Annotated in this window: 10 protein-coding genes, 1 tRNA gene and 1 pseudogene; 2 read left to right on the forward strand and 10 right to left on the reverse strand. The window is 40.5% G+C overall.

Features of this window, described 5'->3' with window-relative positions; genetic code table 11:
• Positions 1-5: 5 nt before the first annotated feature.
• The 3 genes from G504_RS0109515 to G504_RS0109525 are packed head-to-tail and all read right to left on the reverse strand — an operon-like array spanning position 6 to position 2656.
• Complete coding sequence (locus G504_RS0109515; protein ID WP_019669942.1) at positions 6-1199, reverse strand: DegT/DnrJ/EryC1/StrS family aminotransferase; 1194 nt, start codon at positions 1197-1199, stop codon at positions 6-8.
• A 58-nt stretch (positions 1200-1257) separates the two neighbouring features.
• Positions 1258-1893: a nitroreductase family protein gene (locus G504_RS0109520; protein WP_019669943.1), complete on the reverse strand. Its 636-nt coding sequence runs from the start codon at positions 1891-1893 to the stop codon at positions 1258-1260.
• Between the two features lie 7 nt (positions 1894-1900).
• A complete protein-coding gene (locus G504_RS0109525; protein WP_019669944.1) occupies positions 1901-2656 on the reverse strand; it encodes a sulfite exporter TauE/SafE family protein in 756 nt (251 codons plus the stop codon).
• A gap of 108 nt (positions 2657-2764) precedes the next feature.
• Here G504_RS0109525 and G504_RS0109530 point away from each other — a divergent pair.
• Positions 2765-2849: transfer RNA gene (locus G504_RS0109530), tRNA-Ser, on the forward strand.
• A 620-nt stretch (positions 2850-3469) separates the two neighbouring features.
• On the opposite strand, the gene G504_RS0109540 is transcribed toward G504_RS0109530, so the two are convergent.
• The 7 genes from G504_RS0109540 to G504_RS0109570 form a co-directional block, all read right to left on the reverse strand.
• Positions 3470-4231: a flavodoxin family protein gene (locus G504_RS0109540; RefSeq protein WP_019669946.1), complete on the reverse strand. Its 762-nt coding sequence runs from the start codon at positions 4229-4231 to the stop codon at positions 3470-3472.
• A gap of 53 nt (positions 4232-4284) precedes the next feature.
• On the reverse strand, positions 4285-4806 hold the full coding sequence (locus tag G504_RS0109545; RefSeq protein WP_019669947.1) for a flavodoxin domain-containing protein: 522 nt from the start codon (positions 4804-4806) through the stop codon (positions 4285-4287).
• 37 nt (positions 4807-4843) lie between these two features.
• On the reverse strand, positions 4844-6679 hold the full coding sequence (locus G504_RS0109550; RefSeq protein WP_019669948.1) for a phytoene desaturase family protein: 1836 nt from the start codon (positions 6677-6679) through the stop codon (positions 4844-4846).
• Positions 6680-7303: 624 nt separating this feature from the next.
• On the reverse strand, positions 7304-7537 hold the full coding sequence (locus G504_RS0109555) for a hypothetical protein (protein WP_019669949.1): 234 nt from the start codon (positions 7535-7537) through the stop codon (positions 7304-7306).
• Between the two features lies 1 nt (position 7538).
• On the reverse strand, positions 7539-8555 hold the full coding sequence (locus G504_RS0109560) for an FAD binding domain-containing protein (protein ID WP_019669950.1): 1017 nt from the start codon (positions 8553-8555) through the stop codon (positions 7539-7541).
• 10 nt (positions 8556-8565) lie between these two features.
• Positions 8566-10911 (reverse strand): xanthine dehydrogenase family protein molybdopterin-binding subunit, encoded by a 2346-nt coding sequence (locus tag G504_RS0109565; protein ID WP_026348488.1) that lies wholly within the window; start codon positions 10909-10911, stop codon positions 8566-8568.
• A 1-nt stretch (position 10912) separates the two neighbouring features.
• Positions 10913-11548 (reverse strand): (2Fe-2S)-binding protein, encoded by a 636-nt coding sequence (locus G504_RS0109570; protein WP_019669952.1) that lies wholly within the window; start codon positions 11546-11548, stop codon positions 10913-10915.
• A 588-nt stretch (positions 11549-12136) separates the two neighbouring features.
• On the opposite strand from G504_RS0109570, the pseudogene G504_RS18535 reads away from it, so the two are divergent.
• Positions 12137-12639, forward strand: a pseudogene (locus G504_RS18535) (hypothetical protein); the annotation flags it as partial.

Genomic DNA, 12639 nt, shown 5'->3' on the forward strand with positions numbered 1-12639 from the left:
AAAGCCTATAATTGGTTTTTTATTATTGAGGCCATCTTTTCAGCTCTTTTTACAACTTCTTCCTCACCCCAGCTCAGTTTTACGAGGCAGGATATAGTTCTTCCCATCCAATGATCTGATTGTTTAAAATGGGCCTCTGGATAATCCGGAATGCCATCAAGGACTTCTTTTGCCACCGGCGCCAGGGATTTCATGGTTCTAAGGTGATCCCATTTTTTATAATAGTGCCAATTGTTATTATACCAGTAAAAACATGCATCAACACCTCCGGCACCCAAAGCAGCATGGGTTTTTCGGGTAATTTCCTCCGATGGAAGGAAAAAATTCAAGAATGAATAATTCTCCACCCCACCCTCAGGAACTCTTCTGAAGCTCACTCCATCTATTGGCTCCAGGGCATTTCTCAATATGGTATAGTTTTTCTTCTGTATTGCAAGAAAATCATCCAGGCGATCAATTTGAGCCAATCCAACCGCAGCATGCAATTCAGAAATTCGATAATTAAAACCAAGAAAAGGATGGCTTTCTGCCCCCCTGTCGTTCCCTGCATGATCGTGGCCATGATCTGAATAATGATCCGCATTCTTATAAAAAGTTTCATTATTCGTGATGAGGGCACCACCTTCGCCGCAGGTAATTGTTTTTACATAATCAAATGAAAAACAACCAAGGTCTCCTATACTTCCCAGGGGTTTCCCGTTATAGGTTCCTCCAATAGCCTGGCAAGCATCTTCCAGCAAAAGAAGTTTATGCCTGTCACAAATTTCCTGCAGGGCACCTAAATCGGCCATAGAGCCACACATATGAACCGGCATAATAACACGGGTATTTGGTCCAATTGCTTTTTCAACAGCCTTGGGGTCTAAAGTAAGCGTATCGTCAATATCAACCATAACAGGTATTGCACCCAGAGCAAGGATAGCTTCAAAACTGGCCACAAATGTGAAACTGGGAATTATAACTTCATCGCCGGCGCCTATTCCTGCACTTGCAAGGGCAACTGTCAATGCTGCAGTACCACTGCTAACCAGCTGGGCATGATTTGATTGCATGCGTTCAGCTATTTTTTGTTCAAGTTGCTGTGCTTTCCAGTGACCGTTTCGCATGCCGTCAAACCCGTAGCGCATTAGTACTCCGGAATCTAATACGTCCTTGACTTCATTTCTTTCTTTATCCCCAAATAGTTCAAAACCTGGCATAGTTATCGTTGATTTTATATGTTGTTGATTTCTTTTTTTCTTTATACAATTGTTGCTTCTAAGATATATAAATAATACTATTCTCCATATCGCGCCTGACTTTCTTTAAACCGGAAAACATATCGTCCTCTGCCCTATATCCTATGGGCAGAACGAGTACAGACCTCAGCCCTTTTGAGTTAAGATTCAATAGTTGATCATAACGATCAGGAAGAAAACCTTCCATAGGGCAGGCATCTAATTGTTCTGTGGCACATATTGTTAGCAAATTTCCCATGGCAAGGTAGGCCTGATTCGTTGCCCACTGTTGAATTTCATTTGCATCCATTTTCGAAAATTCACTTACCAATGCATCTTTAAATGGTTCTAAAACAGAATCACTTGTGCCCCTGACTTTCTTTACTTTATTAAAATAACCCGAAATATATTCGGCATCAATATTCTTTTCTATACAAAAAATCAGAAGGTGTGAAGCCTGGGCAACCTGTTGCTGGCCAAATGAAAACTCAACCAATTGTTCCTGCAGTTCCTTATTTTTTAGTATCACCATTTTTATGGGTTGCAATCCATAAGAAGTAGCAGTAAGATTAAATGCCTTTTTTATTCTTTCCAGTTTGGAATCTTCTATCACTTTAGAAGAATCAAACTTCTTTACCGCATAGCGCCATTCCAAATCCTTTATTATATCTGCCATTTTCCTTTTAATTAAAAAACCATAATTTAATTGCCATTACTATGACCATAATTACCAAAAACATTTTTACATACCCATCGCCTTTACCTACTGAAATTCTGCTGGATAGCCAAGCTCCTGCCCCATTTCCTATAGCCAAAACCAGTCCAACTTTCCATATTACCTTATCGTTAAAAATAAAAACAGCCAGGGCAGAAAGAGTATATATAAACACCACGGCCACTTTGGTTGCATTGGCTCTTACCAGGGTCATATGGTTAAAATAATGCAGAAACAAGAGAATTACGAAGCCAATTCCCGCATTAATAAACCCACCATAAATTCCAATAAAAAAGAAAACCAGTATACCAATCCATAGATATTTGCCGGTAAGCCGTTCTGTCATATCCTGCATACTTATTTTGGGCTTAAAGACAATAATCAATACCACGGCGAGCATTATAATAGCTAAAATCTTGTTGAAGGTCTCACCTTTAATATCAACGGCAATGCTTGCGCCCAATATAGACCCGAAAAGTGCTGAGATCCCCAAATAAATATTGAAAGGAAAGGTAGAGACACCCTTGCTTTTAAATCCGGCAACACCGATTGCGGTCTGTATTGCAATTGCCACTCTGTTTGTTCCGTTAGCCACGCTGGGAGGCAATCCCAAAAAAATCAAAAAAGGCAATGAAATTAGAGATGCTCCACCCGCCACTGTATTTATAAAACCTACTACAAATCCAACCAGTATGAGCAGTACATAATGATACCATTCTTCCATTGGGCAAAAATAAGATGTCATAAATTAATAATACTATAAACGGCAGAAGAAAATCGACAACAAACTTTTTTAGGAATCAAAAAGGTTAGTATATTTGCGCTCGCTAAGGGAGGAATGGCAGAGTGGTCGAATGCGGCAGTCTTGAAAACTGTTGAGGGTCACACCTCCGGGGGTTCGAATCCCTCTTCCTCCGCAATCAAGCGTAACTTCGTTACAGCTTAAAGATAAAATCCCATCAAGCTCGCTTGTTTGGGATTTTTAGTTTTAAGGTGTCAATCCTGCAAGGATTGGAAGTTACATTTGCAGTATGTGTCATTAGGGATGCACGAAGTGAATCCCGTTCAGAATCCATTGATTGAGGGATCACAAAACAGACAAACGCCAGCTTGTGTTGGTTTTTATGCTTGTCCGGGATTACTTTTGAGGGATGCACGAAGTGAATCCCGTTCAAAATCCATTGATTGAGGGATCACAAAACAGACAAGCACCAGCTTGTGTTGGTTTTTATGCTTGTCCGGGATTACTTTTGAGGGATGCACGAAGTGAATCCCGTTCAAAATCCATTGATTGAGGGATCACAAAACAGACAAGCACCAGCTTGTGTTGGTTTTTATGCTTGTCCGGGATTACTTTTTAGGGATGCACGAAGTGAATCCCTTTTAGAATGCAGTGACCGAGGGATCAAAAAACAGTCAAGCACCAGCTTGGGTTGAATGCATGGAATTTCATCTGCTCTGCATATGAAAAAACTTCTTCCTAATTATTCAATTTTTTACCGATCTATTTCGATGATTCTTGCATTTATATAAAACGCTATCTATTCGCCATCAACTTCTTAGTTTCTCTTCCTGCAATCCACTTAGCTATTTTATTCTTAACAAAGGGAATTTTGATGTCATTATAGAAATCTTTCTTGTCCTTGTAGAAATTGTAATCAGCCCATCCTTTCAATTTATTCCATTCTGAAATAGATTTGAAGATATTAAAGTACACCAATTGGCCTAATGAAGGTTCGAATTTCTCATGTGACTTAATTGCATTAAGAAGCTCTTCATATCCATTTAATGCCTGCAAACGATTATGATCTGTTTCATTTTTAGATTTTGTTGCTACCTTAAGTTCCAGGGATGACACAAAGTTATATCCACTTTGAGTGAAGTTTTCATTTAAATATTTACAGGTTAGGTCGGCCCCAAATCCTGCACAGGTAGTAAGCGCCATAGCGTATTTTCCAAAGAACACTGGTCTATGAGCAAGATAGCTTGTTCGTTCTACAAATTTCTTCATCAACGCGCTAATGGTTCTAGCATAAGTAGGAGACGCAAATATAGTACCATCAGCAGCTTTCATTTCTTCGATGATCATACCACGATCGTCTTTAAGAGGGCAATTTTCTTCTCCAGTATTGATGCATGAATAACAACCAAGGCAATCCATCAGATTTAATTCAGAAAGCATAAGAATCTTGAAATCTATTTCAGAATTACTTTGTTTAAGCAGTTTAAGAATGTTGTAAGTATTCCCTTTGTGCGGGCTTCCGCAGATTGCCACTATTTTTAGTTTTTTATCCATCATTACTGAATTTAAGCATTGGGCATTTCAATTTTCTATCAGAACTTAGATTTCACTTATTGGTATACTGACACTTCACTGCGTTTGAATTGCCCTACCATTTCTAATATAGGTTCTATGCTTTCTTTGTCAACATAGTCAAACCCATAGCGCTCATCTTTTCTGGCTTCGGGATCTGGATTTATTAGGGAACCTATCCAAAGCATCTTCCGAACCCACCAACTAACTTTCGAATGGTCCAACCTGCCTGGAAGGCCTACATGCTCCATTTGTGAAGCCAGCCCGGAAGGAAGGGAAGCAGCAACCCATCTGTTGAGTTTATCGCCTGGCCCGGCACCGGAGACCGAAAACAAGATTTTGGACCTGGCTTTAAGCATAGGTAAATTTGCCCTTACCCATTTTCGGATAGACAGCCTAAAATAGAGAATTGAACTGCCCAATATCAGATACTCGTACTTTGACGGATCGGCATTGGGATCCTTAATGTCAAATACAGGAAATCCTGTGGCTTCGCCAATCCAGTTGGCATATTGCTCTGTACTACCGTACTTACCTGAGAAAAAAATTGCTCCGTTCATAATACATTGTTTTAGATGTTGGTATAATAAAATTAAACTAGCCTATAGGACCAAATATCAAAGCCTGATCACCAATATCGATACCCTCACAACTTTTAGAAAAGCTGCTGCCATCCAAATCAATTTGAAACTTTAAGTAATCTTCCTCACCATTCGAATTAACAGGAAGCCATCGATAGGGAAGGTCCAGTTGGGTTACCTTGGGGTTTGTGAGATTGAGAATGGAATATTGTCCTTTCTGACATTGAAATCCGGGAGGTTTTTCAAAGCTCAATTCGAGCGTTTTGTCATCTAACTTTTTGCGCTCTGAAAGGGCAACAACTCTCTTGTCCACATACTTTTCGTCATCACATTCCGACCATATTTTGTCTTTATTCATCTGCAGTGCAGCTAAAAACCCGCCCGTAATGCTACCTTCAAAGCCACCGCCAGGAAAAGCCCAAGCCGACGCGAAATAGAGGTTTGGAATCAAGAAATTATTTCTAAATCGTTTAGAAGCTGTTAATTGCAAGGTTTGAGCAAAACCGTAAACTGCTCCACTGGGATTAGAGGTATACCGCTTGATAGTTTTCGGGGTAGATACCTCGTAATATTCTATGCTTTCCAAAATACCCGGAAACTTCTCTTCGAGGCGCTTCAGTAAGATCTGGGCTACCTCCTCTTTTTTTGCCTTGTAGTCATCATGACTAAGGTTTTCCCAGTTTTTCAGATAAGCTACAGTACAGATCACACCAGCAGCTTTATCCGATGGTGCCAATCCGGCATCGACCTTTTCATAATCTACAAAGATGAAACTACGTTTTTTCCAATCACCTAGCTGATTCGGATGTACATCTTTGAGACTTTTTATATCATCCCCTTGTATATAATTTGAATAGTATTTAACACCAAAACGATCTAGTTTTTCCTTAAAGCCAAAGTACATACACAATAATGAGACTGAATCAGGGTTCGAACCGATCTTTTCCTTAAGAGCGCTTGCGTAAGGCTCATCCAGTAAAGCAGGTACCGTTGGCATGGGTGCATTAGCCACCACATTATCACAGGTAATAGTAATAGGCTCTTCATTTTTGTTATAAACCTCTCTAAATGTGACTCCCGAGGCCTTACCTTTTTCAGTTATGATCTTCTCTACTTTTTTCCCTAATAGTACTGTACCGCCATGCTTTTCAATGTATGCCGCGAGATAATCAGAAAGCTTTTGTGATCCCCCTTTTATAAAATGTCCTCCGCTTTCAATAAAACCAGAGAACGGCAGGCCAAAATAGAACATAGACAAGGTGTACGGATCATCGCCCCAGTAAGCAATATGTGCTGTAAGGTCAAGTTTTAGACCTTCATTTCTGATGTGTTTATCTAACCAGGACCCCACCGTGTGTCGTGTTGCTGTTACCAAGTTGGGGTAAAGTAAGGGCATAAGCGGATATATCAATTTGCTTACTAATGGATTGCGAGGCAAACTGTGTGCTTCCTTTCTAATACCTGCTATCAATTTCATAAATTTCTTTATGGCCTTTTTCTCATCAGGATACTTACTGACGAGGGCTTTAGTAGCTTTATCAAAACCATGTGGAAAAACAAAGTCCTCATTATCTGAAAGTACACCATAGAATTCGGGTACCTTCTCAAACTGAACGTGCTTGTCCACATCGAGCATTTTGAAAATTCTCCTAATATTGCCGCCCTCTGCCAGGCCACTCATTTCATGCAGGCCAACTTCAATGATGAAATCGCCTCGCTTGAAGGTAGTTGCACAACCACCAGGTTTGTAGTGTTGCTCCAAAAGGAGTACTTTCTTTCCAAATTTTGAAAGCGTAGCTCCGGCAGTCAGGCCGGCTAAGCCTCCTCCGATAATAATCGTATTATATTTCATAGTTCTTTAGTTATTACAAATCCAACAATTATACAGGTTATAGGTTTGACTCTGCGCGATATCGAATGGGAGAACTGGAAAGAATAGGAAAAACTTACCAATGATATGCTAATACTAGTCAAAAATATTATCGAAAAATAAATTATAAAATGATGAAGATCAGTATGATTAACTTTTTATGATGCCCTGCTTGCCATCACTTAACCATTGAATATATCCTGGTCTTTAGGAAGTTCCATAAAGCAATTATTTTTGGCAATCATTGGAGTTTAAACTTGTCCCAAATCCTCACCTCAAAACTTTGCGCGTGCCCCGATAACTATCGGGATGTTTCAATTCATTTTTTTCTTTAGATAAGCGGTGTGTATAACTGAAATAGGTTGAGGGATCACAAAACAGACAAGCGCCAGCTTGTGTTGGTTTTTATGCTTGCCCGGGATTACTTTTTAGGGATGCACGAAGTGAATCCCAACAGGATTGGAAGTTACATTTGAATGATCGGGGGTTTTTGGGAAGCACAAGGTGAATCCCTTTTCATAAGCCGGTTTGGTTAAACATCTACTACCTGCCTTTTAAATAATCAACAAATTGTAGTCTGTTTGGGTACCGTTCAAATTATTCCCATCAAATAGTATCAGCTTGCTGAGAAACGAAACAACTACGCCCTTTTTTGCATTCCATGGGGGATACCAAACCATTATCCGGACCCATTGCTCCTGCGGAATTGATACACCAGCTAATAGTGTTGGCGTCATCTAATAAGAGCCACGGATCTTCCCCGCCTTCCATCATTCCATAAGGGTTTCTGGCCCTGAGAAATTTGCAAATGCTCAAATTGCCTGGTTTACTATTGTCCATATTATGATATTTCTAAAATTGCTTGCTTAATTGTAGTTATAAACAGTGGAACTTTGTAGCCGTTTTTCGTCAATGGCCGGGCTTTGGACATAGCTGCCTCTGCTGCTGCCAGTGCATTTTCACTATTGATTGTCTTTTTTTCAATTGCCTGTTGTGCCTCCAGAGACCGATACGGTACCGGAGCAGCAGCTCCAAGTACAATACTCGCTGTGCGACAGGTATCCCCTGAAACCTCCAGAACAACCGCTACATCTCCCAAAGACCAATCATACGATTCGCGGGCCACTTGTTTAATATAAGCGCTTTTTGTGTTTTTGGAAGGTGCCGGTAGAATAATTTCTGTTATAATTTCTTTTGCCTGAAGGATGTTTTCCTTTGCGATATCCTTTCCGGCAGTGACAAAGAAATCGTCCATGTGAACTTCTTTCTTTTCCCCTTCTTCATTGACAATAACAACACTTGCATTAAAAGCCATTAGTGCAGTTGCTATGGAAGAAGCATGAACGCTTACACAAGATCCATTATCGATAATAGCGTGATTTTCATTTTCACCTGTATCAGAGTGGCGGGCAAAACAACGATCGCCCCCTTTGCGAAAACATTCGTGGTCAGCAGAACGAAAATACCAGCAGCGGTTGCGCTGCGCTATATTACCTCCCAAAGTCGACATATTTCGCAATTGGGGGGTAGCAGCATGGTTTACTGCCTGATGGAGCGCCAGGTAGTTTGTTTTTATATCCGGATTGGAAGCCATTTCGGCAAGTGTAACATTCGATCCTATACTCAGTCCTTTTTTAGGGTCATAACCAATTTTATCAAGACCTGGGATGTTACGGATATTGATAATTTTTTCAGGTTTAAGCAAACCTTCCTTTACCAGGTCAAACACATCAACACCGCCGGATTTGAATACCGATGCTTTGCCTGAATGCTCATATAGCTGTTCGGACACTGTTGAATTCACCTGTTGAAGGGCATCTTCAAGGGATTTGGCTTCATACCAACTAAATTTATTCATTTCTATGTTTTTAAGAGACTTTATTCAATGCTTTAAGAATACTTGAAGGAGTAATGGGTATTTCATAAATCCTCACTCCTATGGCGTTATAAACCGCATTGGCGATTGCCGCAGCCGTTGCTATATTGGCGGGTTCTCCAATACCATATGCGTCCGTAGAGGAACGTGCTCCATATTCTTCTACAATTAGGGTTTCAATTTCCGGGATTTCCATAGAAAACGGCACCTTGTATTGGTCCACATTGGCATTCATCATATGACCGGTGCCATTGTCCATCACTCTGTTTTCATATAAAGCGTAGGATACGCCCTGGATGACTCCCCCGTTAATCTGACTTTCCAATTGCCCTAAATTGAGTGGTCGTCCACAACTATGAGCAGCTACTATCTTATCTACCCGGACAAAGCCTGTATCGGTATTAACACTGACCTCTGCAAACTGCACAGAACCCAAATCCCCATATGCCAGGCCCCAGGGTTGTTGAAAACCACCATAATCATTAGATCGGCTGGCGATTTTACTGATCTGGCTTGTACGCATTAATTTGGTTGCCTCTTTAAAAGGCATTTTCAGACCGGCATCTTTTTTGCTGCCTACCTGACCGTCCTCAATAAACAATTCTGAAGAATCTGTTTCCCATTTTTTGGCAACCAGTTTCAATAATGCTTTTTTGGCTTCATAGGTAGCATTACGAGCCGGAGGCGTAATGGAACCGGTTACTACGCTTCCCCCTGAACCCGGGCCAACCGGGAAAAAAGTATCGCCAATATTAACAGTAATAGCAGCCACCGGAAGGCCTAATTCCTCAGCAACCACCTGAGCAAGGATGGTTTTAGTACCTGTTCCTATATCCTGAACGCTGGACCGGATCTCAACCCCGCCGTCGTTATGGATTTTAACTTCAACCGAAGAATCGAGTGTTACAAATCTCGGCCATGTAGATTGGCCAACACCCAGACCTTTCTTTACTACCCCTTTGCCACTGCCTGCAGCCTGGCGACGAGACCAGTCGAAAAGTTTTGCTCCGCGCTGCCGCTCTACTTTTCTCACTTCACTTTTATCAATTAGATCCCTGTATTTCAATGGATCTATTTCTAGCTTTTCCGCCAATTCATCAATAGCCTGTTCTAGTCCAAAAGCACCCTGAACATTACCAGGTGCACGCCAGGCAGCTCCCGGTCCTGCATTGGTCAAAACATCATATTGTTCGGTCGCAAAATTTGGACAGGGATACAGGATTTGAGCAATTCGCCCCACTCCCGCGCCCAGGTTTACACCAGCTGTTCCATGGGAACGTTGCTGAATGGCAGTCAAAGTACCATCTTTCCTGGCTCCAATTTTCAGGGATTGAATAGAATTAGGACGGTTTCCTTCAGCAATATGCTCTTCTTGTCGGTCTAACATTAACCACACCGGTCTTCCTGTTTTTTTTGCAAGATTTGCAGCCATGGGCCCAAAGCTTCCGGCACTGTGTTTTGCGCCAAATCCACCGCCCATAAAATCACAGAATACCCTTACTTTACTTTTTGGTAAATTAAAGATACTAGCCATTTCATTTCTGACCGCATTGGTATTCTGTGTGGAAGCATAAACCATCATATGGTCTGGATTCCAGTCCACCACCACGCCATGGGTCTCCAGGGGCATGTGTGTATGTACCTGTGTGCGATACGTCCTTTCCACAATAACATCCGCTTCTTTGAAACCTTCTTCCAAATCACCTCTGGGTCCACCAAAAAAACTACTGGTAGACGGACCCCTGACATTACCTTCCCCTTTACTCCCATCGTGAGTTTCGCCTACATCTCCACCATCTTCCTGTTGGGTAATTGGTTCATCAAACACAATGGGTGCGTTGAGTTCCATCGCAGCCTCAATATCTATCACAAAGGGTTTCTCCTCGTAGTTCACCTTAATCAATGAAATGGCATCTTTGGCTATTTCCAGGCTCTCGGCAGCAACACCTCCCAGAGGTTGACCCGCATATTTTACCATCGGATATTTCCCATTGTTATTTTCTTCGCCCTCTTTCCGGACATTCTCAATAAGGTGAATTGCATGTACCCCGGGCAGGCTTTCCGCTTTGGAAATATCTATTGATGTAATAACCGCATGGGGGACATTGGAACGCAACATCTTAGCGTAGAGCATCCCCGGCAATTTAATATCAGAAGTATATTTTGCCTTACCGGTCACTTTTTCGAGGGCATCTATTCTTGTGACCCTTTTGCCAATTACTTTTAATTCATCATTGACCGGCCATACCGGTGGTTCTTCAATAGGTATTTCCCTCTCTATTTCGGTTAAATTATGCCCCGGAATACCGTGCGGGAATTTTTCTTTTCTAGTATCCATTTTAAATTGTTTTTTTTGAAGCTGCCAAAGTGGCCTTAAAGACATGGGGGTAAGTACCGCAACGACAAAGGTTGCCACGCGTGGCATTTTTCACATCTTCCAAATCAGGGTTTGCATTGTTTTCTACAAGATGCACACAAGACATTACCATCCCCGGTGTACAGTAGCCACACTGGGAAGCATCATGCTCAATGAACGCCTGTTGTACAGGATGCAATTCACCATTTTTAGCAATACCTTCAATGGTGGTAACTTCCTTCTCGCCAACATCAAAAGCTGACATCATACAGGAATTCACAGGTTTTCCATCAACGTAAACGGTACATGCTGAACAGGAGCCCCGATCACAAACAACTTTTGTTCCTGTAAGCTCCAAATGGTCTCTTAAAGCGGAAGCCAATGTTGTTCTCGGTTCCACACTTAAAGACTTCACAATACCATTGACTTTCATTTTTATGGTAATGGCATCAGGTCCAAATTCTTTACCAACTGTAGCCTGTTCTTTATAATCAAAAGCAAGTGCATTTGAAGTTAATAAGACACTGCCTGCAGTAGATAATCCTGCCCCTCGGATGAAACTCCGCCTGGTTATACCTTTTGTCGGTTTAGATGCCGATCCTTGGTTTTTATCTTCCATAGAATTGCATATGAATTAATTAAACTTTCATTCTGAATAAGAGTAAGAAAGTTACGATAATATTCATTTAGAAAGAATAAAAATAAGATATGATTGCCCTCTATTACTTTTTAGGAATCTTGAAAATAATCCCTCTTCTTTCACATCAATTCCAAATTTCAATAGTTACAAGATTGCATTTTTAGATTTCCCAGAATTGTAAATTTTACGTATTTTTACCTCTAATTAGGCACTTTCAGAAGTAGTTCAAATACTTGATATTCAGCAAAATAAGTTGTATTTTAGATAAAACAAAACCCCGAAAACGAGCCGAACACTCAAAAAACGGGGTTTTAATTTATCAAGTATGTCTAAAATACGAAGAATCTCCAGTTTACAGCACAATTTTTCATTTTTAAGTCCATTAGAGAATTTTGATATTTATTTCAATCAGTTTTTATCAAGTGATTTAGGTAAAAGTTTTTATCAAGTGATTTAGGTAAAATATATACTGCCATTCCTTGGGATGAGTTGGTCTTGGTCTTTAAGATTAAAGAATCTGTCAAGGGCACTAAGAATTATTTTAGTCCAAAAGGCAAACTAGCCTTAATGTTTTTAAAGCACTATGCTTGTTGTTCCGATAAAAGATTGATTGAGCAACTCAATGCCAATATTGATTATCAATTTTTTTGTGATATCCATTTAGGGCACCATCGTTTGACGAACTATAAAATCGTGAGTCAAATACGCTGTGAACTATCTACTATTTTAAATATAGAGAAGGTTGAAAAAACATTATTTAGCCATTGGTCTACTTACATAAAAGAGCAAGAATGTATTTTTACAGATGCTACCTGCTATAAGAGCGAGGTTCGTTTTCCAACAGACCAAAAGTTGCTTTGGGAGTCTGTTCATTGGAGTTTTGTCCAAATGAAAATAATCTGTAAAGCATTAAAGTTAAAATTACCACGCACCAAATATTTAAAATGGAAAAGACGCTATACCAGTTATAGTAAAATGCGAAGAAAGACCAATAAAAGGCGTACACCACTAACCAGGTCATTATTGCACTTGCTCAAAAAAATAAACAAGGAATTAGACCATTTAGAAAA

Origin of the sequence: Eudoraea adriatica DSM 19308 (genome assembly GCF_000382125.1) — a bacterium.
In the GTDB taxonomy this organism is placed as follows: domain Bacteria; phylum Bacteroidota; class Bacteroidia; order Flavobacteriales; family Flavobacteriaceae; genus Eudoraea; species Eudoraea adriatica.